General features: G+C 72.6%; 15 protein-coding genes and 1 tRNA gene. 12 read left to right on the top strand and 4 right to left on the bottom strand.

Annotation, left to right across the window (positions count from 1 at the left end; translation table 11 throughout):
• The first annotated feature begins 26 nt into the window (after positions 1–26).
• From ACFYS8_RS09625 to ACFYS8_RS09615, 3 genes are all read left to right on the top strand, one after another.
• Positions 27–1,454, top strand: a complete 1,428-nt coding sequence (locus ACFYS8_RS09625; protein ID WP_387638157.1) for an amino acid permease — start codon at positions 27–29, stop codon at positions 1,452–1,454.
• Positions 1,455–1,542: 88 nt separating this feature from the next.
• The gene (locus ACFYS8_RS09620) at positions 1,543–2,805 is read left to right on the top strand and encodes a glycosyltransferase 87 family protein (RefSeq protein WP_387638154.1); all 1,263 of its coding nucleotides are present in this window, start codon (positions 1,543–1,545) and stop codon (positions 2,803–2,805) included.
• A complete protein-coding gene (locus ACFYS8_RS09615) occupies positions 2,802–4,283 on the top strand; it encodes a N,N-dimethylformamidase beta subunit family domain-containing protein (protein ID WP_387638152.1) in 1,482 nt (493 codons plus the stop codon). The genes ACFYS8_RS09620 and ACFYS8_RS09615 overlap by 4 nt, the downstream gene beginning before the upstream one ends.
• A gap of 41 nt (positions 4,284–4,324) precedes the next feature.
• Here the strand turns inward: ACFYS8_RS09615 and ACFYS8_RS09610 are convergent, their stop codons facing one another.
• Positions 4,325–6,052, bottom strand: a complete 1,728-nt coding sequence (locus tag ACFYS8_RS09610) for a penicillin-binding transpeptidase domain-containing protein (protein ID WP_387638149.1) — start codon at positions 6,050–6,052, stop codon at positions 4,325–4,327.
• Between the two features lie 114 nt (positions 6,053–6,166).
• Positions 6,167–7,957, bottom strand: a complete 1,791-nt coding sequence (locus ACFYS8_RS09605; protein ID WP_387638873.1) for a dolichyl-phosphate-mannose--protein mannosyltransferase — start codon at positions 7,955–7,957, stop codon at positions 6,167–6,169.
• A 139-nt stretch (positions 7,958–8,096) separates the two neighbouring features.
• Here ACFYS8_RS09605 and rsmI point away from each other — a divergent pair, with 139 nt between their 5' ends.
• The 6 genes from rsmI to ACFYS8_RS09575 all read left to right on the top strand — a co-directional run bounded on the left by rsmI (position 8,097) and on the right by ACFYS8_RS09575 (position 13,254).
• Entirely contained in the window at positions 8,097–8,942 is an 846-nt protein-coding gene (rsmI, locus tag ACFYS8_RS09600) for a 16S rRNA (cytidine(1402)-2'-O)-methyltransferase (RefSeq protein ID WP_387638146.1), read from the top strand.
• A gap of 413 nt (positions 8,943–9,355) precedes the next feature.
• Entirely contained in the window at positions 9,356–9,778 is a 423-nt protein-coding gene (locus ACFYS8_RS09595; RefSeq protein WP_387638144.1) for a hypothetical protein, read from the top strand.
• A 135-nt stretch (positions 9,779–9,913) separates the two neighbouring features.
• Positions 9,914–10,795 carry a TatD family hydrolase gene (locus ACFYS8_RS09590; protein WP_387638142.1) on the top strand — a complete coding sequence of 294 codons (882 nt, stop codon included), beginning with the start codon at positions 9,914–9,916 and terminating at the stop codon, positions 10,793–10,795.
• Between the two features lie 54 nt (positions 10,796–10,849).
• A complete protein-coding gene (locus ACFYS8_RS09585; RefSeq protein ID WP_387638140.1) occupies positions 10,850–11,425 on the top strand; it encodes a Uma2 family endonuclease in 576 nt (191 codons plus the stop codon).
• A gap of 18 nt (positions 11,426–11,443) precedes the next feature.
• Entirely contained in the window at positions 11,444–12,325 is an 882-nt protein-coding gene (gene rsmA / locus ACFYS8_RS09580; RefSeq protein WP_387638138.1) for a 16S rRNA (adenine(1518)-N(6)/adenine(1519)-N(6))-dimethyltransferase RsmA, read from the top strand.
• Positions 12,325–13,254, top strand: coding sequence for a 4-(cytidine 5'-diphospho)-2-C-methyl-D-erythritol kinase (locus tag ACFYS8_RS09575; RefSeq protein WP_387638136.1), 930 nt, complete (start codon positions 12,325–12,327; stop codon positions 13,252–13,254). Before rsmA ends, ACFYS8_RS09575 begins: the two co-directional genes overlap by 1 nt.
• On the opposite strand, the gene ACFYS8_RS09570 is transcribed toward ACFYS8_RS09575, so the two are convergent.
• Positions 13,235–13,819 carry a Uma2 family endonuclease gene (locus ACFYS8_RS09570; RefSeq protein WP_387638134.1) on the bottom strand — a complete coding sequence of 195 codons (585 nt, stop codon included), beginning with the start codon at positions 13,817–13,819 and terminating at the stop codon, positions 13,235–13,237. The genes ACFYS8_RS09575 and ACFYS8_RS09570 overlap by 20 nt on opposite strands.
• Positions 13,820–14,037: 218 nt before the next feature.
• On the opposite strand from ACFYS8_RS09570, the gene ACFYS8_RS09565 reads away from it, so the two are divergent.
• Together ACFYS8_RS09565 and ACFYS8_RS09560 are read left to right on the top strand one after the other, a co-directional pair.
• Entirely contained in the window at positions 14,038–15,024 is a 987-nt protein-coding gene (locus ACFYS8_RS09565; RefSeq protein ID WP_387638131.1) for an aldo/keto reductase, read from the top strand.
• Between the two features lie 234 nt (positions 15,025–15,258).
• Positions 15,259–17,070 carry an ABC-F family ATP-binding cassette domain-containing protein gene (locus tag ACFYS8_RS09560; RefSeq protein ID WP_387638129.1) on the top strand — a complete coding sequence of 604 codons (1,812 nt, stop codon included), beginning with the start codon at positions 15,259–15,261 and terminating at the stop codon, positions 17,068–17,070.
• Between the two features lie 44 nt (positions 17,071–17,114).
• Here ACFYS8_RS09560 and ACFYS8_RS09555 read toward each other — a convergent pair whose 3' ends face one another.
• The gene (locus ACFYS8_RS09555; RefSeq protein WP_387638127.1) at positions 17,115–19,019 is read right to left on the bottom strand and encodes an FUSC family protein; all 1,905 of its coding nucleotides are present in this window, start codon (positions 19,017–19,019) and stop codon (positions 17,115–17,117) included.
• 179 nt (positions 19,020–19,198) lie between these two features.
• Here ACFYS8_RS09555 and ACFYS8_RS09550 point away from each other — a divergent pair.
• A tRNA-Thr gene (locus ACFYS8_RS09550) sits at positions 19,199–19,271 on the top strand.
• Positions 19,272–19,308 lie beyond the last annotated feature (37 nt).

Here is a 19,308-nt window from a genome sequence, read left to right as displayed (position 1 = left end):
CTGATCCCCACCAGAAGGACAATTCGATGAGCACCACCCGCCTGCTGCGGCGCAAGCCCGTGGACACCCTGATCGCCGAAGCGGGCGGAACCGGAGCCGGGCACCTGCGCCGGTCCATCGGCCTGTGGCAGCTCTCCGCGATCGGCATCGGCGCCACCGTCGGCACCGGCATCTTCTTCGTCCTCACCACCTCCGTCCCCGAAGCCGGGCCGGCCGTGGTGATGTCCTTCGTGATCGCCGCCGTCACCGCCGGCCTCACCGCGCTCTGCTACGCCGAGCTCGCCTCCGCCATCCCGGTGGCCGGCTCCTCGTACTCGTACGCGTACGCCACCATGGGCGAGATCGTCGCGTTCGGCGTCGGCGTCTGCCTGCTGATGGAGTACGGCGTCTCCGCGTCCGCGATCGCCGTCACCTGGGGCCAGTACCTCAACCAGTTCGCCGACCTGGCGTTCGGCCTGCACCTGCCCGCGGCGCTCACCGCCCCGCCCGGCGAGAACGGCATCGTCAACCTGCCCGCCGTCATCCTGGTCGCGCTGGTCACCGTGCTGCTGATCCGCGGCGCCGGCGAATCCGCCAAGGTCAACGCCGTGATGGTGGCCATCAAGCTGGCCATTCTGCTGCTGTTCGTCGCCATCGGCCTGACCGGCTTCCACGCCGGAAACTTCACCCCGTTCGCCCCCATGGGCTGGGAGGGCGTGCAGACCGCCGCCTCCACCATCTTCTTCTCGTTCATCGGCCTGGACGCCGTCTCCACCGCCGGCGAGGAGGTCCGCGAGCCGCGCCGCACGCTGCCGCTGGCCATCCTGATCTCGCTCGGCGTGGTCACCCTGCTGTACATCGCCGTCGCCGTCACCGCGATCGGCGCCCAGCCCTGGCAGCAGTTCGACGGCCAGAAGGCCGGCCTCGCGCAGATCCTGCAGGACGTCACCGGACAGTCCTGGCCCGCCCTGGTGTTCGCCGGCGGCGCGATCATCTCGATCTTCTCCATCACCCTGGTGGTGATCTACGGCCAGACCCGGATCCTGTTCGCGATGGGCCGCGACGGCCTGCTGCCGCGCCACTTCACCAAGGTCTCCCCGCGCACCGGCACCCCCGTGTGGAACACCGTCATGGTCGGTGCCGCCGTCGCCCTGCTGGCCGCCGTCTTCCCGCTCAAGCTGCTGGCCGACATGACCTCGATGGGCACGCTGGTGGCGTTCTGCGCCGTGTCCGTCGGCATCATCGTGCTCCGCCGCACCCGCCCCGACCTGCCGCGCGGCTTCAAGGTCCCGTTCTACCCGGTCACCCCCGTGCTCAGCGCCGCCTCCTGCGTCTACCTGATCACCAGGCTGCACCGCGACACCTTCATCGCCTTCGCGATCGCGCTGGCCCTGGCCGGCGTCCTCTACTTCACCTACAGCGCCAAGCACTCCCGGCTGGCCGCCGCCCGCAGCGAGGGAGCTGACACTCCGTAGCCCACGTGCCGCTGAAATTCGGACGGAAAGGGCGAAACCGGCCCGGGCTTCGCGACAGAGCGTGCACATCCCGCCTAGCCTTCGAGCCATGGCGAGCACCCGACGGGCCCTGCGCGTGTTCGGGCACCCCGTGGTGCAGGCCGGCGGGTGGCTGGCGGCGGCGGGCTGGGCGGGGGCGTTTCCGCTGGTGTCGCACCTGGCCAACCAGGTCGCCTGGGGGCGGTTCGCGGCGCCCGGGTACCTGCTCGCCGCAGTGCTGACGCTGACGCTGCCGCGCGGGATCGCGGCGCGGGCGGCCGCCGCCGCGGCGGCGCTGAGCGCGGTGCTGCTGCCGCTGGGGACGCTGGCGCTGGCCGGGCGGCACCAGTCCGAGGTGACGGTGGTCGAACGGTCGGCGGCGCTGCTGCTGCACACCGGAAGCCCGTACCTGCCGCACCCGGTGCACGTCGTCGACTACAACCCGTACCTGCCCGCGATGTCGCTGTTCGGCCTGCCCCGGCTGCTGCTCGGCGCGGCCGACGGCCCGGCGGTGCGGGTGCTGGGCGACGCCCGGCTGTGGTTCGCCGCGGCGTTCCTGGCCTGCCTGCTGGCCGGCTGGCGGCTGCTGCGCCCCGCCCCGGTGCGGGCGCCGGTGCTGCCGCTGACGGTGCTCACCGCCTCGCCACTGATCGCGCCCGCGCTGACCGTCGGCGGCGTCGACCTGCCGCTGATCGGCGTCTGCTGCCTGGCCATGGCGCTCGCCGAACGCGGCCACCCGCTGCGCACCGGCCTGGTGCTGGCGCTGGCCTGCACGCTGAAGTGGACGGCCTGGCCGGCGCTGCCGATCGCGCTGCTGCTGCTGCACCGCCGTCACGGCCTGCGCCCGGCGCTGCGGGCCGCCTGGCCGGTGCTGGCCCTCGGCGGGGCGGTGATCGGCCCGCTCGTGGTGCTCCACCCGCGCGAACTGTACGAGCAGGTGGTGCGCTTCCCGCTCGGGCTGACCGCCGTCCACACGCCGGCCGGCAGCCCGCTGCCGGGCAAGGTGCTGGCCGGTCTCGGCCCGCTCGGCCACACCCTGTCGCTGACCCTGCTGTGCCTGGGTGCGCTGGCCGTCGCGCTGTGGCTGCGGGCCCACCCGCCGGCCACCGCGGTCGCCGCCTGCGACCTGCTGGCGGCGGGCCTGACGGTGGCGTTCGCGCTGGCCCCGGCCGGGCGGTTCGGCTACCTGGCGCTGCCCGTCGTCCTGGTGCTGTGGCCGCGGCTGGCGGCGGCCCCCGGGCGGCCGGTTCCGGTGCCCCGGCGCCGGGCGACGCAGCGGCGGCCCCTCGCAGTGCCTATGGTGTCCCGGGACACCGTACGAACACGGGAGTGATCTTGGGCGCCACCGGACGACGCCGCTTCTTGGGCCTGGCCGCCGGCGCGGCCGCCGCCTCGCTCGCCGCCTGCGGCCCGAACCGCACCGCCACCGGAGGCAGCGGCGGCGGCGCCGCGCCGAGCCCCGCGCCGTCCGCCACCGCGGCGGAGAACGCCAAACCGGGCAACGCCGACTGGGCGATCCGCAACGCCGGCCCGGCCGACGCGATCGAGGGCTGGGCGGACCGGGCCAGCGTGCTGCCCGGCGAACAGGTCGGTCTGCACGTCTCCACCACCGCGCCCGGCTTCACCGTCACCGCCTACCGGATGGGCTGGTACGGCGGGGCGCGCGCCCGGCAGGTGTGGAAGTCGGAGCGGCTGCCCGGCAGCAAGCAGCAGCCGTTCACCGTCGAACAGCCCACCCGCATGGTGATCACCGCCTGGCCGCGCAGCACCGCCGTCGACACCACCGGCTGGCCGGAGGGCTGCTACCTGCTGCGGCTGGACGCGGACGGCGGCGCCGGGCAGCGGTACGTGCCGCTCACGGTGCGCTCGCGCAGCACCGCCGGCACCACCGTGGTGGTCAACGCGGTCTCCACCTGGCAGGCCTACAACGAGTGGGGCGGCTACAACCTGTACAACGGCCCGTCCGGCGGCCTGCCGACCCGCTCGCTCCAGGTCAGCTTCGACCGGCCGTACCAGTACGACGACGGCGCGGGCCTGTTCCTGGTCTACGAGGCCCCGCTGGTCGCGCAGGCCGAGAAACTCGGCATCCCGCTGTCGTACACCACCGGCATCGACGTCGCCGCCGACCCGAACCTGCTGCACGGCGCCAAGGCGGTGCTCTCGCTCGGCCACGACGAGTACTGGTCGCCCGAGCAGCGCGCGCACTTCACCGCCGCCCGCGACGCCGGATCGCACCTGGCGATCCTGGGTGCCAACTGCTGCTTCCGGCGGGTGCGGTACGAGCCGTCACCGACCGGGCCGGACCGCACGGTGGTCTGCTACAAGGGCGCCTGGAAGGACGACCCCGGGTACCAGGCCGGGCACCCGGCGACCACCGACTTCCGCTCCCCGCCCGGCGCCGACCCCGAGTCCTCGCTGCTCGGCGTGATCTACGACGGCTACCCGGTGGACGCCCCGTACGTGGTCACCGAGCCGGGCCACTGGCTGTTCGCGGGCACCGGCGCGAAGGCCGGCGACAGCTTCCCGCACCTGGTGGGCGTCGAGTATGACCGGGTCGACCCGTCCTTCCCGACCCCGCAGGGCATCGAGGTGCTGTCGCACTCGCCGGTGGTCTGCGAGGGCCGGCACTCGTTCGCCGACACCGCGCTGTACACGGCGGGCAGCGGCGCGCTGGTGTTCGCCACCGGCACCATGCGGTGGGTGGAGTCGCTGGAGGCGACCGGCCAGGGCGGCATCCACGGCATCGACGGGAAGGCCGGCGCGTTCACCCGGCAGGTCACCGAGAACCTGCTGCGGCGCTTCGCGCAGTAGCCCCCGCCGTCCCGCAGGCCGGGCGGGGGCCCCGCCCGCCGTCACTTGTGGTTGCCGACCCCCAGCACCTTGGACGAGGCCGGACCGGCCGCGGCCGAGCCGTGCCCGGCTCCCTGGAACTCGGCGGCGACGGCCAGATCGCCGGAGTAGGCGGTGAACCAGGAGTTCGCGTCGGCGGTGTTGTCGACCTCGGCGGTGCCGGTCTTCGCGCCGGAGCCGCTCGGCAGGGCCGGCTTCACGGCCGCGGCGGTACCGGACTTGACGGTCTGCGTCATCAGCGACCGCAGGCTGGAGAGCACCTCGGGGGAGAGCGTCCGGGCGGCCTTCACCTGGTCCATGCCGGGCACCAGGATCGGCTGCTTGAACACCCCGGACTGCACGGTCGCGGCGATCGACGCCATGCCCAGCGGATTGGCGCGCACCTTGCCCTGGCCGATGAACTCGCTGGCCGCGCCCGCCATGTTGGTCTCGGTCGGGATGTCGGTGTCGAAGTTCGACAGGCCGGTCTTCCAGACCAGCCCGATCCCGAACACGTCCTTGGCGAGCGAGGGCAGGCTGTTCGCCTTGAGGGTGTCCTTGCCCTTCTCGATGAACGAGGTGTTGCAGGAGTTGATGAACGCGTCGGTGAGCGTGTACTCCGGGTGCGCGCCCTTGAAGTCGTTGCTGATGGACTTGCCGGTGACCATGGTGGTCTCCGGGCAGGGCATCGAGCTGCTCGGCGTGAGGCCGGCCTCCAGCAGCGCGGCGGCGGTCAGCACCTTCAGGGTGGAGCCGGGCGCGGTCGCCCCGGAGAACGCCCGGTTCTGGCCGTTCGTGGGGGAGAAGGCGTAGGCCAGGATGCCGCCGGTGCTGGGCTCGATCGCCACCAGCGAGCCCGGCTTGCCCTGGGCGGAGACCGCGGCCTCGGCGGCCGCCTGGAGGTCCGCGTCCAGGGTCAGCTTCAGGTTGGGGACGGCCTTGGGCTCCTTCAGCGTGAACAGCTTCTCGGAGGCGCCGTTGCCGGCGGCCGGGGAGATCACCACGGCGGTGCCGGCGTCCTCCGGGCTGCCCTGCGGGGCGGCGGCCTTCAGCTGGTTGAGCAGGCCGGTGAGCGAGGCGTAGCCGGCCAGCGGCTTGCCCTTGCGGTCGGTGACGGCGGAGGGCGCGGCGAACACCGGCTTCACGCCGATGGTCTCGTTGGCGTCCAGCTTCGGGTGGATCACGGTGGGTGCCCAGTGCACGGCGGCGGTGCCGTCGCTCATCTTCACCACCCCGAGCACGCCGTCGTAGTTCCACGGGGTGCCGGTGTCGGCGAACTCCAACGAGGCCTTGAAGCTCTCGAACACCCCGGTCGGACCGGAGTCCGCCGGAGCCGGCGCCGACGCGGATGCCGGCGCCGATGCCGAGGCAGCGGCGGACTTGGAGGCGGACGGGCTGGGCGCGGTGGTGGGGCCGCCGACGGTGAGGTGGACGGCGCTGGGCTTCACGCTGTCCTTGAAGGCCTGCATCGCGGCCTGCGCCTTGTCCGGGTCGTCGGTGAGTTTGGCGGCGGCGGACAGATCGCCCTTGCCCCAGGCGTCCAGGAACGCCTTGGCGCCGGACGCGGCGAGCTCGGGGCTGGGCGGTTCGGCGACCACGGTGCGGGGCTTCTTGGCGGATTCCTTGCTGTCCGAATCGCCGGAGACCAGGGCGTAGGCCCCGTAGCCACCGGCGAGGAGCAACACCGTGGCGGCCGAGGCGATGCCGATCTTCGCGCCGTTGTTCACGTGGAGCCCCCCGAGATGTGTCATGGCCGTCGGAATTCAGCGGCCACGACACCATAAGCAGACACCATCCGTGCACTCACGACACGCCGTCCGTTTGTGACAGATCCGGTACACGGTTTCCGGTGTGGTTCCGGTGGCTCAGATCCAGGTGCTGAGCCACATTCGGCCGTTCCAGTCCGACATGGGGATCGTCTGGCCGGTGTAGATCGGATAGAAGTACAGGAAATTCCACATGATCGCTGCGATCAGCAGACCCGCACCCGTGGCCCCCGCCAGCCGGCGGTCCGGCGAGGCGTCGGCGGGGCCCAGCATCGCGCCGATCATCATCGTCACCGCCAGCACCATGAACGGCACGAAGCACACCGCGTAGAACAGGAAGATCGTGCGCTCCTGGTACATGAACCAGGGCAGGTAGCCGGCCGCCACGCCGCTCAGCAGCGCCGCCGCCCGCCAGTCGCGGCGCCACAGCCAGCGGTACAGGCAGTACAGCAGCGCGGCGATGCCCGCCCACCACAGCAGCGGGGTGCCGATCGCCAGCACCTCACGGGCGCAGTCGGAGGTGGTGCAGCCGTCCTGGCCGTTCTTCGGCGACTCGTAGAAGAACGACACCGGGCGGCCCAGCACCATCCAGCTCCACGGGTTGGACTGGTAGGTGTGCGGGCTGTGCAGGTGGGTGTGGAAGTCCCACATCGTGTAGTGGTAGTGCCACAGGCTGCGCAGCCAGTCCGGGCCGAAGCCGCCCGGGTTCTGCACCGCCCAGTCGCGGAAGTAGCCGCCCTTGCCGGGCTGCGTCGAGGACATGATCCAGCCGGTCCAGGTGACCAGGTAGGTGGCCAGCGCGGTGAGGCCGAGAGTCAGGCCGGACCAGAAGAAGTCCCAGGCGTGCCGTAGCAGCCGTCCGCCTTCGCCGATCGGCCGCCCGTCCGGGGTGCGGCGGATACCGCCGGCCAGGCGGCGGGCCGAGGAGTCCCAGAACGCGCTGAGCAGCAGGAACGCGAGGATCGCCGGGCCGCCGCTCCACTTGGTGCCCATCATCAGGCCGAGACTGACGCCCGCCGCCAGGCGGTAGGGCCGCCAGCCGAGGTGCCACCACTCGCCGCCGAGGCCCTGTTCGAGACGGGCGGCGACCAGGGCGCGGCTCCTGTCCCGGTCGATCAGCAGCAGGCCGAACGCGGCCAGGAAGAAGAACATCACGATCAGGTCGAGGATCGCGGCGCGGCTGAGCACGAAGTGCAGGCCGTCGACCGACATCAGCAGCCCGGCCACGCAGCCCAGCAGGGTGGAGCGGAACAGCCGCCGCCCGATCCGGGCCAGCATCAGCACCGACAGGGTGCCGAGCACGGCCATCATGAACCGCCAGCCGAACGGGTTCATGCCGTAGATCTGCTCGCCCAGGCCGATGATCCACTTCCCGACCGGCGGATGCACGATGTACGCCGGGTCGGTGCGGAACGGGACGGTCGGATTCGGGCCGGTGATCAGGTTGTTGGCGTCGTCGGACCAGTTGGTCTCGTAACCGACCTGCCAGAGCGAGTACGCGTCCTTGGCGTAGTACGTCTCGTCGAAGATCAGCGCGTGCGGCCCGCCGAGGTTGACGAAGCGCAGCACGCCGGCGAACGCGGCCACCGCGATGGGGCCGAGCCAGCCGGACCAGCGGCACAGCCACGCCCAGAGCGCGTCCGGCAGCCGGATGCCCAGCCGGGCCAGCAGCGGGGACGGCGCGACGCGCTCCGGAGTGACGCCCGGCCCGTCCGGCATCGGCGGCACCAACTGCTCGTCCACCGCCGTGCGCCGCGGCGCACGGTAGCCCACGCCGGACAGCGCCCGGGCCCACCGGGAGTCCGGCTCGGGCTCGGCGCGCGGTGCCGGAACGGCGGCCGGATCGGCCGATTCCAGCACGCTCACGCCACCCCATTCAGGGTGGTCCATACCACTGTCCATGTCGCCGCTCACGGGCCACATCGTAGGGGCAATGGCTGAAGTCACAAGGGGTCCCCGTACGGCCCGCGCCGCACCGCGCCGCGTCCGTCCCGGTGAGGACCCCCCTCCGGTAGGGGAGGATGGTGCCGTGACTGGTGTTCTCGTACTGGCAGGTACCCCCATCGGCGACGTCGAGGACGCGCCGCCCCGACTGCGCTCCGAACTCGCCGAGGCGAACGTGATCGCGGCGGAGGACACCCGGCGGCTGCGCCGGCTGACCCAGGCCCTCGGCGTGACGCCGACCGGCCGGGTGGTGTCCTACTTCGAGGGCAACGAGGTCGCCCGCACCCCGGAACTCGTCGCCGCCCTCCAGGACGGCGCCCGGGTCCTGCTGGTCACCGACGCCGGCATGCCCTCCGTCTCCGACCCCGGCTACCGGCTGGTGGACGCGGCCGTCGCCGCCGGGATCAAGGTGACCGCCGTGCCCGGCCCGTCCGCCGTGCTCACCGCGCTGGCGCTGTCCGCGCTGCCGGTCGACCGGTTCACCTTCGAGGGCTTCCTGCCCCGCAAGGCCGGCGACCGCTCCCGGCAGCTCGCCCAGATCGCCGCCGAACCGCGCACCATGGTGTTCTTCGAGGCCCCGCACCGGATCGCCGAAACCCTCGCCGCGATGGCCGAGGCGTTCGGCGCCGAACGGCCCGCCGCGGTCTGCCGCGAACTCACCAAGACCTACGAAGAGGTCAAGCGCGGCCCGCTCGCCGAACTCGCCGCCTGGGCCGCCGACGGCGTCAAGGGCGAGATCACCGTCGTGGTGGCCGGCGCCCCGCCGGCCGCCCCCGAGGAGGTCGGCCCCGCCGAACTCGCCCGCCGGGTCGCCGCCCGCGAGGAGGCCGGCGAACGCCGCAAGGAGGCGATCGCCGCCGTCGCCACCGAACTCGGCCTGCGCAAGTCCGTCGTCTTCGACGCCGTGGTGGCCGCCAAGCACGCTGGCTGACCCGACGAGTTCGGTGCCGTGGTGGCCGCCAAGCACGCCGGCTGACCCGACGAGTTCGGTGCCGTGGTGGCCGCCAAGCACGCCGGCTGACCCGACGAGTTCGACGCCGTGGCGGCCGCCAAGCACGCCGGCTGACCCGACGAGTTCGACGCCGTGGTGGCCGCCAAGCACGCCGGCTGACCCGACGAGTTCGGTGCCGTGGCGGCTGCCAAGCACGCCGGCTGACCCGACGAGTGCCCGTGGCCGAAATCGGTCGTACGTTGGAATGAGCAACCCCAGCGGAGGGCCAATTCGGAACCAAGACTTGGCAAGCCGGGCATCGGACGGACCCTCCCGGGCATTCCCTGGGATGGAAAGACCCGCGCCGGGCCCGCCAGGTCGGGCGACGGGCTCCGAGCGAAGCGAGGTGGCGCATGAGCGACACGATCGACAGCCCCCTGGAAGGCGGAGCGCCCAGCGGCCTCGGGCTGACCACCCGGCCGCGAACCCCCGTGGAGACGGTCCGTGAGGCCTACTCCTTCGTCTGCCTCAACTGCGGCTACGGCTGGGAGCAGGCGTACGACATCGAACACCACATGGACCGGGACGGACACATCCTGGTCGAGTACAAGGCGAACGGCGTCAAGGTGCCGTCCCCGCTGCGTGAACTGGTCTGCCCCGGCTGCGGCGGCGAACGGGTCCGGATCATGCGGGCCGGCCGAGTGGCCGGACTGGCCGCCATGGCCGCCGCCCCCGGCTACGCCCCCACCGCTGAACCCGAGGGTCCGCAGAAGCCCCGCAAGCCGAGGGTCCTGCACTGGTGGAACCGCCTCTTCCGGAGCCACCGCCCCCGCTGAACCGACCGACCCCCGGCCCCGGACCGCCCGTGCGGTCCGGGGCCGCGGCGTTCTCCGGTGACTAGGATTTCGTCGGGGGCCACCGCCGTGCCGCCGTCCGCCGCCTCGCCGACTCGAAGAGAAGATCGCCTCCTGATGGCCAGCAAGAAGAACGACGACCGCAACACCCCGCCGCCGCTCCCCGAGCCGCTCGCCGTCCCCGTCGCCGACTCGCACACCCACCTCGACATGCAGTCCGGTACCCCCGCCGAGGGACTGGCCCGCGCCGCGTCCGTCGGCGTCACCACCGTCGTCCAGGTCGGCTGCGACGTACCCGGCTCGCAGTGGGCCGCGGACCTCGCCGCCGAGTACGAGCAGGTGCACGCCGCCGTCGCGCTGCACCCCAACGAGGCCCCGCGGATCTTCCTCGGCGACCCCGACAACTGGTCTGGCCAGCGCCGTTCGCCCGGCGGCCAGGACGCTCTCGACAAGGCCTTGGGCGAGATCGACCGCCTCGCCGCCCTGCCGCACGTCCTCGCCGTCGGCGAGACCGGCCTCGACTACTTCCGCACCGGCCCCGAGGGCGTCGACCTGCAGAAGGAGTCCTTCCGCCGCCACATCGAGATCGCCAAGCGCCACGGCAAGGCACTCGTCATCCACGACCGCGACGCCCACGAGGACGTCATCGCCGTCCTGCTCGAAGAAGGCGCCCCCGAGCGCACGATCTTCCACTGCTACTCCGGCGACGCCGCCATGGCCAGGACCTGCGCCGAACACGGCTGGTACCTCTCCTTCGCCGGCCCCGTCACCTACAAGGCCAACCACCCCCTGCGCGAGGCCCTCACCGCCACCCCCCTCGACCGCGTCCTGATCGAGACCGACGCCCCCTTCCTCACCCCCCACCCCTACCGCGGCCGCCCCAACGCCCCCTACCTGATCCCGGTCACGCTGCGCGCAATGGCGGCCCATCTGACGCTGGGGGAGGACGAGTTGGCGACGGCGATCAGCGCCAACACGGCGCGGGCGTTCGGGTACTGACCGCATCCCGGTGCGGGGTCCGCTCGTTAGCATGGAGGCAGTGAGGAGGCTGTGATGAGCGCCGAACCGATCGACTTGATGTACCCGCCGGCGAATGGCTGGACGTACAGCGAGCTCAGCGTGATCGACCTGCCGTTCAAGTGGGAACTGGTGGACGGAGCGATCGTGGTCCGGGGGCAGACGAAGTGGTGGCACGACCGGGTGCGCAACGAGCTGTACTCGGCGCTTCGAGCGGCTCGGGTCGAGCCCTACGTCGCAGACGCCGAGCGCTGTGTGCTGATCGACGAGTACACCGTTCTCCTGCCCGATGTCGTCGTGTTCGACCGGACCGACCTGAACGTTTTCGAGTTGGAGTGCACTCCGCCCGAGTCGGTGGTTCTGGCCGTTGAGGTGGTGTCGCCCGGCTCACGTGTGGCAGACCGTTTCAGCAAGCCCGGGATCTACGCCGAGCAGCGAATCCCGTCCTACTGGCGGGTCGAGCGCGGCGACAACGACCTCCCCGTCGTGCACGAGTTCCGGCGTGACGAGCTGCAGGGCGTCTATCTTCCGGTCGCCGTGCACGAGGGACTGCTCCGTACCGACCTGCCGTTCCCGGTCGAGATCGATCTCAAGCAGTTGGTGGAGCTCTGACCCCCGTATCCTTGGCGGGTGAGCACCACCGAACCCACCTCTGACGGCCACCTGCTGGGGGCTGCCGACATTCGTGCGCTGGCCGAGGCGTTCGGCGTGAAGCCGACGAAGCAGCGCGGGCAGAACTTCGTGATCGACGGGAACACCGTGCGGCGGATCGTGCGGGCGGCGGAGGTGACGGAGAAGGACGCGGTGGTCGAGGTCGGGCCGGGGCTCGGGTCTCTGACGCTGGCGCTGCTGGAGGTGGCGCGGCACGTGACGGCGGTGGAGATCGACCCGCTGCTGGCGCGGCACCTGCCGGACACCGTCAAGGGCCGGATGCCGGGCAAGGCCGCCAATTTCGACCTGGTGCTGAGCGACGCGATGGACGTCACCGAGCTGCCCGGCCCCGCGCCGACCGCGCTGGTGGCGAACCTGCCGTACAACGTCGCCGTGCCGGTGCTGCTGCACATGCTGGAGACGTTCCCGAGCATCGAGCGCACGCTGGTGATGGTGCAGAGCGAGGTCGCCGACCGGCTCGCCGCCAAGCCCGGCAACAAGGTGTACGGCGTGCCGTCCGTGAAGGCCAACTGGTACGCGGACGTGAAGCGGGCCGGCGCGATCGGGCGGAACGTGTTCTGGCCCGCGCCGAACGTCGACTCCGGCCTGGTCTCGCTGATCCGCCGCGACCCGCCGTCCACCACCGCCACCCGCCGCGAGGTGTTCGCCGTCGTGGACGCCGCGTTCGCGCAGCGCCGCAAGACCCTGCGGGCCGCGCTGGCCGGCTGGGCCGGCTCGCCCGCCGCCGCCGAGGAGGCGCTGCGCGGTGCGGGCATCGACCACACGCTGCGCGGCGAGATGCTGACGGTCGAGCAGTTCGCCGCGATCGCCGAGCACAAGCCGAAGGCGCAGGAACAGTAATGGTGACGGTCCGGGTGCCCGCCAAGGTCAACGTGCAGCTCGGCGTCGGCGGGGTCCGCCCCGACGGCTACCACGACCTGGCGAACGTGTTCTTCGCCGTCGCCCTCGGCGACGAGGTCACCGCCACCGCGGCCGACGGCGTCACCCTGACCTGCACCGGCCCCGACGCGGACGCCGTCCCGCTGGACGGCACCAACCTGGCCGCCCGCGCCGCGCGCCTGCTCGCCGCGCACCACGGCCTCGCCGACCCCGGCGTCCACCTGCACATCGCCAAGGCCATCCCGGTGGCCGGCGGCATGGCCGGCGGCAGCGCCGACGGTGCGGCCGCGCTGGTCGCCTGCGACGCGCTGTGGGGCCTGGACACCCCGCTGGAGACCCTGCTGGAGCTGGCCGCCGAGCTCGGCTCCGACGTCCCGTTCGCGCTGCTCGGCGGCGTCGCGCTGGGCCGGGGACGCGGAGAGATCCTGGAGGCACTGCCCGTCTCCGGCACCTTCCACTGGGTGTTCGCGGTCGCCGACGGCGGACTCTCCACCCCGGCGGTGTTCCGCGAGTGCGACCGGATCCGCGAGGAGTCCGGCACCGGCGCCACCATCGACGACGTGCCCACCCCCGACGCCGACCCCGCCCTGCTCGCCGCCCTCGCCGACGGCGACCCCGTCGCGCTGGCCGACGCCCTCAGCAACGACCTGCAGGCCGCCGCCGTCTCCCTGCGCCCCTCGCTCGCCGACACCCTGCACGCCGGCACCGAGGCCGGCGCCCTCGCCGCCCTGGTCTCCGGCTCCGGCCCCACCTGCGCCTTCCTCGCCAAGGACGCCGACGCCGCCGCCCACATCGCCGCCACCCTCCGCACCTCCGGCACCTGCCGCACGGCCCACGCCACGTACGGGCCGGTGCCCGGGGCGAGGGTGGTCAGCGCACCCACGCCTTGAACGGTTCGGTGTCCAGGCTGATCCCGACCGGGTCGGGCAGCACGACGGTCTTGCCGAAGGGCCGCCGCACCAGGCTTGCGTACTGGCCGTCCTCGGGCTCGCTGTGGACCAACACTTCGCAGCTGTCCCGGTCAATGAGGAGATAGACCGGGATACTGGTCTCCGCGTAGGCCCGCGGCTTCTCGTCCCGGTCGCGGCGGTCGGTGTCGGTGTCGGTGTCGTACGAGGTCACCTCGACCACCATGACGACCTGGTCGGCGTCGGCCCATTCGCCCTGGCCGGCGAAGCCGCCCTTCGGGGCGAGCGTGCCGTCCGGCTGGGCGTGGCCCTTGCGGCAGGTCTCCACCCGCAGCCCGCGTTCGGGGTACAGCCACAGGTCGGGGCGCTGCTGCACGCACTGTTCCATCACCCAGCGGATGATCTCGTCGTGGTCGCCGTCGGGCGCTGCCTTGACTCCGATCCGCCCGTGGATGAACTCCATCCGCACGCCCTCGCGCTCGGCGGCCAGGGCGATGCGTTCGAACTCCTCGACCAGCATGTGCGGCCGGTCCTCCACTGCCGTCATCGCACACCTCCGGCTCTCCGCTTCGCCGTTGTGCTCTTCGCGCAGTACCGCTCGGCAGGAACAGGCCGGGCAATTACGGGCGCTCGCCGTGCGCTGTGCGGTGGTACGGCTTGGCCGCGCGCCCGCGTGGGCCGCTGCTTGACCTGGAGCGCGCTCCGGGTTCGAGACTCGTTGCCGCGGCCCGCACCGGGCGGGCCGCGGAGACGAGGGGAACCCGGATGCGCAAGCGCACCATCGGAACCGACCCGCGCACCCGTCGCGAGGTCAGCGTGCTCAGCCTCGGCGCGATGCTGTTCGGCACGCTCACCGACGAGGCCACCTCCTTCGCGGTGTTGGACCGGTACGTGGAGGCGGGCGGCACCTTCACCGACACCTCCAACAACTACGCGTACTGGCAGGACGGCAGCCAGGGCGGCACCAGCGAGGAGGTCCTCGGGCGCTGGCGGGCCAGCCGGGGCATCACCGACGAGGTGGTGATCGCCACCAAGCTCGGCGCCCGTCCGAAGGCCCCCGGCACCGGGTTCATCGAGAACGGAGAGGGCCTGTCCGCCGAGGTGATCCGCGCCTCGTCCGAGGCCAGCCGCAAGCGACTCGGCGTCGAGAAGCTCGACCTGCTGTACGCGCACATCGAGGACACCGCGGTGCCGCTCGCCGAGACCGTGCACGCCTTCGGGGAGCTCGTGAACGGGGGGACGGTCGGGCTGCTCGGCGTCTCCAACCACTGGTCCTGGCGGGTCGAGCGGGCCCGCCACATCGCTGCGCAGGCCGGGCTGCCCGGCTACGAGGTGCTCCAGTACGGCCACACCTACCTGCGCCGCCGCGGCGACTGGCCCGGCCTGCTCAGCCAGGACGGCGACCAGGCCGCCGTCCAGGGCGACCTGATCGCGTACCTCAAGGAGAGCCCCGAACTCACCCTGGTCGCCTACTCCCCGCTGCTCGGCGGCGCCTACGTCCGCGACGACAAGCCCCTCGGCCCGTCCTTCGACCACGCCGGCACCCCGGCCCGGCTCGCCGCGCTCGATGCGGTGGCCCGTGAGACCGGGGCGACCCGCAACCAGGTGGTGCTGGCGTGGCTGCTCGGCGGCGAGCTTCCGGTGATTCCGCTGGTGGGGGCGTCGTCGGTGGCGCAGCTGGAGGAGAGCTTGGGGGCGCTGGAGCTGGAGCTGACGGCGGAGCAGCGGGATCTGCTGGACCGGGCGCGGTAAGGCGAACCAGGGGCGCGTGGGGGCACCTCCCAGCCCCCCAGGGCTGGGGGAGAACTGCGCGAAGCGGAAGGCACCCAGCGGCAAGATCGCGACGCGGGGCCATGACTTGCACGTGATCGCGACGTTTCGGACGTGGTGTGCGCTTGTCGCGCCGTTCCCCGCGCCCCTGGTCGCTTGCTCGACGGCACTAGGCTGGGGGTTCGTTCCACCCCCCTTCCCCAGGAGTGCAGCTTCGTGGCCGTCAACCTCGCCACCATCGAGTCCGTCACCAAGGTGTACGGCACCAGGGCCCTGCTGGACGGGGTGAGTCTCGGCGTCAGTGAGGGGGACCGGATCGGTGTGGTGGGCCGGAACGGTGACGGCAAGACCACGCTGATCCGGATGCTGGCGAAGCTGGAGGAGCCGGACAGCGGGCGGATCACCCACTCCGGTGGGTTGCAGATGGCGGTGCTGACGCAGCACGACTCGCTGGATCCGACGGCGACGATCCGGCACGAGGTGATCGCGGACCGGGCCGACCACGAGTGGCTGGGCGATGCGCGGATCCGGGACATCATTCAGGGTCTGTTCGGTGGGCTTGACCTGCCGGGGTTCGCGAACGGGCTGGACACCGTGATCGGGCCGCTGTCGGGTGGTGAGCGCAGGCGAATCGCGCTGGCGAAGCTGCTGCTCGGCGAGCCGGACCTGATCGTGCTGGACGAGCCGACCAACCACCTGGACGTGGAGGGCATCGCCTGGCTGGCGAAGCACTTGCAGAACCGCCGGTCGGCGCTGGTCTGCGTCACCCACGACCGGTGGTTCCTGGACCAGGTCTGCACCCGGATGTGGGACGTTCAGCGTGGTGAGGTCCGCGAGTACGAGGGTGGTTACTCGGACTACGTGTTCGCCCGCGCCGAGCGCTCCCGGATCGAGGCGACGGAGGAGCAGAAGCGGCAGAACCTGGCCCGCAAGGAGCTGGCGTGGCTGCGTCGCGGTGCCCCGGCCCGGACGTCCAAGCCGCGGTACCGGATCGAGGCGGCGAACGCGCTGATCGCGGACGTGCCGGAGCCGCGCGACAAGTCCGAGCTGATGAAGTTCGCCAACGCGCGGCTGGGCCGGACGGTCTTCGACCTGGAGGACGTGACCGTCAAGGCGGGCGAGAAGCTGCTGCTGGAGCGGCTGACCTGGCAGCTCGGCCCGGGTGACCGGATCGGTCTGCTGGGTGTGAACGGCGCGGGCAAGACCTCGCTGCTGCGGGCGATGCAGGCCGCGTACGCGACCGAGGGCGACGTGCAGCCGGCCGGCGGCGTGATCAAGGTCGGCAAGACGGTGCGCCTGGCGTACCTCTCGCAGGAGGTGGCCGAGCTGGACCCGGAGACCCGGGTGCTGCAGGCGGTCGAGCAGATTCGCGGCCGGGTGGACCTCGGCAAGGGCCGGGAGATGAGCGCCGGGCAGCTGTGCGAGCAGTTCGGCTTCGGCAAGGACAAGCAGTGGACGCCGGTCGGCGACCTGTCCGGTGGTGAGCGCCGCCGCCTTCAGCTGCTGCGGCTGCTGATGGACGAGCCGAACGTGCTGTTCCTGGACGAGCCGACCAACGACCTGGACATCGAGACCCTCAACCAGCTGGAGGACCTGCTCGACGGCTGGCCCGGCTCGATGATCGTGATCAGCCACGACCGGTTCTTCATCGAGCGGACCACTGACACCTCGTACGCGCTGCTCGGCGACCGCCGGATGCGGATGCTGCCGAACGGCGTCGACGAGTACCTGGAGCGCCGCACCGCGATGGCGGAGGCCGCCGCCGCGGCCGCGGCCGCGCAGATCCCGGCCGCCGCGGAGACCTCCGGCCTGTCGGCGGGCGACCTGCGGGCGGCGAAGAAGGAGATGCAGAAGCTGGAGCGGCAGATCGCCAAGCTGGACCAGCAGGAGTCCAAGCTGCACGCCCAACTCGCCGAGCACGCCGCCGACTTCTCCAAGGTCGCCGAGCTGGACGCGCAGCTGCGCAAGGTCCGCGAGGAGAAGGAGGAGCTGGAGATGGGCTGGCTGGAGCTGGCCGAGCAGGTCTGAGCCCGGCGAGGGCCGCGCACCCGCGGGTGCGCGGCCCTCGCGGGTCAGCCGAGCAGGACGTCCAGTTCGTCCGCGGCCCGGGCCAGTGCGCTGCGGGTCGGGTCGTGCGGGCCGGTCGGGCGGGCGGCGCGGCCGGACGGCGGGTGGTGGGCGCGGGCGGCGTCGGTGAGGCGGTCCAGCGAGTGCAGGACGCGTTCGATCACCTCCGGTTCGGGTTCCCGTCCGCCGTAACGGAGTTGGGCGGCGTACGCGGCGACCGCGCCGGCCAGCCGTTCCAGTGCGGAGGTGGCGGGCAGCCACTCCTCGGCGAGGCGTCCGGCGGGCGGGGGTTCGGCCAGGCCCAGGTCGACCTGGCGGCGGGCGTCGGCCAGTGCCCGGTAGGCGGTGCGGCGCAGCCACACCTCGGCGACGGGTTCGACCCGGGCCACCGCGGCCAGGTACTCGTGGACGGTGGCGGCGGCCTTGACGATGCCGGGCTCGATCCGGTGCGGGGCGCGTTCGGGCCACAGCAGGTAGCCGAAGACCAGCACGATCGCGCTGGCCAGCGTGGTGTCCAGCACCCGCGGCCAGAACTCGGCGGCGCCGCTCTCCCCGCCGAGCTGCACCAGGATCAGCGCCACCGGCGTCATCACGGCGGTGTTCAGCCCGTAGTGCGCGGCCGTCGAGTACGGCAGCAGCGCCACGCACAGCGACACCGCGACGCTCAGCGCCCAGGACTCCGTGGTGACGGCCAGCAGGACCGCCGTCGCCGCGATGCCGAGCACGGTGCCCAGCACCCGGCTGACGGCCCGATGGAACACCGAGCCCAGATCCGGCTTCAGGACGAACGCCACCGTCAGCGGCACCCAGTAACTGCGGCTCAGCGTCAGCGCGTTGACGGCCGCCTCGGCGACCGCCACGCACAGCGCGACCCGCAGGCCGTAGCGCACCGAGCCGGGCGAGAGCAGACGGGCGCGCAGCCGCCACGGGTCGGGCGGCGGCGGGGCGGCGGTGTCCAGCGGCGCCCAGCGGCCCGAGACGGTGTCGGCGGCGGCCCGCAGCGCCGTGTCGAACGCCGTCCGGGACGGGGTGTCCGGCTGCCAGTCCGGGTAGGCGGGCTCGGGTCCGCCGGTGATCTGCCGGGCCAGTGCCGCCGGGAACTCCACCAGCTCCGGCGGCACCGGCCGCCACGCCCAGAGCAGCCCGGCGGCGGCCTCGGTGGTGCCCAGCGCGGCCTCGTACGAGCGGCGCAGCCAGCGCAGCCGCTCCGACTCGCGGCGGCCCGGGCGGGTCGGCGGCAGCAGGTCCTGCATCTGGTTGAGGCGTCCGGTCAGCACCCGGCGGGCCGCCGGTCCGTCTGGGGTGCCGACCGCGGCCAGCATGCCGCCGAGCGCCCGGTAGACCTCCGCCAGCGCGACGGTGCGCGGGTCGGTGCGGACGTCGGTGCGGTAGTGCAGGCCCAGCAGCAGGACCAGCGCCGCGCCGCACGGCATCATCGCGGGCGCCGCCCACCACGGGTGGGGCAGCGCCATGCCGCCGCCGAGCGAGGCCGAGACCAGCAGCAGCATCCCGGCCGCCGAGCCGCGCGGGCCGGTCGCGGACAGGGCGCCGCCGGCGAAGCCGATAAGGGTCAGCGCGATGCCGACCAGCAGGCCGCCCGCGCCGAGGTGCTGGAGCGCCGCGCCGATCAGCATGCCGGTGGTGGAGGCGGTCAGCGCCAGCGCGATCCGCGGGGCGCGCAGCCGCAGCGGCTCCACCCGGTCGTTCATGGTGGCGTGCATCGCGCCCAGCCCCGCGAAGACGCCCAGATCCAGGCGGCCGAACAGCAGGCCCGCCGACAGCGGCACCGCCATCCCGAGCGCCGCCCGCACCATCGGCCGCCACGGCACCGGCGGCCGGGCCGGCCGCAGGGCCAGCGCCCACCAGGCGGAACGGTCGGAGGAAGCACGACTGCGGCCGGGGGCTGACACGGGATCACGCGCTTTCGCTGAACGGGAGTTCGCGGCTGCTGGGCGACATTGCAGAGCAGATCGGGTCTTCTCGGGCAGTTTAGCCCGCCCACCTGGTCGAAGCTGATTTCCCAACCGGTCCGCCGACCATGTAATGTCTTCCTCGTCGCAAGGGGAACCGCAGGAACCCGGAGCAACAAGCCCCTATAGCTCAGTCGGTAGAGCGTCTCCATGGTAAGGAGAAGGTCTGCGGTTCGATTCCGCATGGGGGCTCAGCAAACGAAGGCCCCGCCACTCGGCGGGGCCTTCG

The organism is Kitasatospora sp. NPDC004615, assembly GCF_042873545.1.
GTDB lineage: Bacteria > Actinomycetota > Actinomycetes > Streptomycetales > Streptomycetaceae > Kitasatospora.
The sequence above is the reverse complement of the archived record's forward strand: the minus strand, read 5'-3'. Positions and strand labels throughout refer to the sequence as shown.

Coding starts and splice junctions, on each gene's coding strand:
- ACFYS8_RS09570 (WP_387638134.1), bottom strand. CDS start 13,819: ATGACGGCAGTGGAGGACCGGCCGCACATGCTGGTCGAGGAGTTCGAA.
- ACFYS8_RS09590 (WP_387638142.1), top strand. CDS start 9,914: ATGGCCAGCAAGAAGAACGACGACCGCAACACCCCGCCGCCGCTCCCC.
- ACFYS8_RS09565 (WP_387638131.1), top strand. CDS start 14,038: ATGCGCAAGCGCACCATCGGAACCGACCCGCGCACCCGTCGCGAGGTC.
- ACFYS8_RS09595 (WP_387638144.1), top strand. CDS start 9,356: ATGAGCGACACGATCGACAGCCCCCTGGAAGGCGGAGCGCCCAGCGGC.
- ACFYS8_RS09610 (WP_387638149.1), bottom strand. CDS start 6,052: ATGACACATCTCGGGGGGCTCCACGTGAACAACGGCGCGAAGATCGGC.
- ACFYS8_RS09620 (WP_387638154.1), top strand. CDS start 1,543: ATGGCGAGCACCCGACGGGCCCTGCGCGTGTTCGGGCACCCCGTGGTG.
- ACFYS8_RS09585 (WP_387638140.1), top strand. CDS start 10,850: ATGAGCGCCGAACCGATCGACTTGATGTACCCGCCGGCGAATGGCTGG.
- ACFYS8_RS09605 (WP_387638873.1), bottom strand. CDS start 7,957: ATGGACCACCCTGAATGGGGTGGCGTGAGCGTGCTGGAATCGGCCGAT.
- ACFYS8_RS09625 (WP_387638157.1), top strand. CDS start 27: ATGAGCACCACCCGCCTGCTGCGGCGCAAGCCCGTGGACACCCTGATC.
- ACFYS8_RS09575 (WP_387638136.1), top strand. CDS start 12,325: ATGGTGACGGTCCGGGTGCCCGCCAAGGTCAACGTGCAGCTCGGCGTC.